We start from the raw sequence: 1,669 nt of genomic DNA on the forward strand, positions 1-1,669 counted from the left end.
CGGGCTCCAGTCACCGTGGGTCTCGGAGTTGCCGTAGGCCTGCGAGGCACCGTTGCCGTTGACCGTGGTGGTGCCGCCGTCATTGGCGATGGCCATGGCCTGCGTCGTGCCGAGACCGAGGATGGAGGCGGCGACAGCGCCCGTAGCCAGAACCTTCTTGATCACGATTAACCCTTCTCGTACCGATCGCCCCGTAGCGGAGCCTCCTGGTCAACTCACCGTCCGGCGTTAGGTTCCGCCCATTCACCCGAATGCCGGACACGGGAGCCGACCCCCGCACTCCGGCCGTACGGCCGTCCGCTCGTGAAGGAATTGCGCGCACCCCTCCAACACGCCTCGCCCGAACGGGTGGACGGGGGGCGGATGGCTCCGAGGCCGCGCTATACGCCGGAGGGAATGCACCTCTCGCCGTCAACACCATTCACGTGCAGCCCAGTTGAAGGAGAATCGTTTTCCTTCATCGGCGAACCGGGATGCGCGGGACTCGACAACACCACCCGTTCGGGTGATTACACAATTTCCACGCACCTTCGAGTTTCCCGCCTGGGCCTGAGTCGTTAAGGCAGTCGTCCAGCGCGCACGTTTTCACCACGTTCACCATGGCTTCGCCGCAGGATCCGGCTGTGCAGCGGCTCCGCCCGATGGCTGCCCGCTTCCTCCGCGCGCGAAGCACCCACGCGAAGTCCTCGCGAATGTCCTAGGAAAGGGCAAGTAATGCGACAGGTCTTGAACAGAAGCATGATCGTCATGGCGGCCGCATCGGGCCTCCTGGCGGCGGTCGGCGGTACCGCGCACGCCGACGCGTCGGCCGAGGGCGCGGCCGTCGGTTCGCCGGGGGTCGGTTCGGGCAATGCGGTGCAGGTGCCGGTGCACATCCCGGTCAATGTGTGCGGCAACACCGTCAATGTGATCGCTCTGCTGAACCCGGCCTTCGGCAACAAGTGCGTGAACGCCGACGGTCCGAAGCACAACCACCCGCCCGTGGACAAGCCCCCGGTGGACAAGCCCCCCGTGGACAAGCCGCCGGTCGACGAGCCCCCGGTCGACGAACCGCCCGTGGACGAACCGCCGGTGGACAAGCCCCCGGTCGACAAGCCTCCCGTGGACAAGCCCCCGGTCGACAAGCCGCCGGTGGACGAACCGCCCGTCGACGAACCGCCGGTCGACCAGCCGCCCGTGGACGAACCGCCCGTGCACGAGCCGCCGACCGACACGCCCGGTACCGACACGCCCGGCTCGGGCACGCCCGGGTCCAACGCCCCGGACGCACATCTCGCCGACACCGGTGCCGCCGACCTGGGCCTGGCTGCCGGAGCGAGCGCCGCGCTGCTGCTCGGCGGTGCGGTGCTGATGCGCCGTACCCGCAACGCGCGGGACTGACAGAGCTCCTGCGGGAGTACGAGGTCCGGCCGGGCAGCGGGGACTGCCCGGCCGGACCTTCCGTGTGCGCTCCGCCCCGTCCTCCCGGGATGCGGGCCGGAGCGGTGGAACGATGGCCGGGCGCCGCCCACCGCGCGGGATGACGGGAAGGCCTGGAACCCGAGCTCCAGGACCGGGGATTCGGCATCGTGATCCCACCGCCGCTCCACGCCGAACCGGTCCGATCCGGGTGCCCGGACGCGGCGATGCCGACGGCTCGCGGGTAGGGGTAGGGGTGGGGGTAGGGGGT

The 1,669-nt window shown here is 69.7% G+C and carries 1 protein-coding gene and 1 pseudogene; one reads left to right on the forward strand and one right to left on the reverse strand.

Going from position 1 to position 1,669, the window contains the following annotated elements; all coding sequences use genetic code 11:
* Positions 1 to 165 (reverse strand): annotated as a pseudogene (locus CR470_RS37810) (rodlin); the annotation flags it as partial.
* A 549-nt stretch (positions 166 to 714) separates the two neighbouring features.
* Between CR470_RS37810 and CR470_RS41210 the strand changes: the two are divergent.
* Complete coding sequence (locus tag CR470_RS41210; RefSeq protein ID WP_097872278.1) at positions 715 to 1,380, forward strand: chaplin; 666 nt, start codon at positions 715 to 717, stop codon at positions 1,378 to 1,380.
* Positions 1,381 to 1,669: the final 289 nt, after the last annotated feature.

This window comes from Streptomyces sp. rh34, assembly GCF_002551245.1.
Taxonomy (GTDB): Bacteria; Actinomycetota; Actinomycetes; order Streptomycetales; family Streptomycetaceae; genus Streptomyces.

Bases quoted from the DNA above. Each gene is read 5' to 3' on its own strand.
- CR470_RS41210 (WP_097872278.1), top strand. From the start codon at position 715: ATGCGACAGGTCTTGAACAGAAGCATGATCGTCATGGCGGCCGCATCG.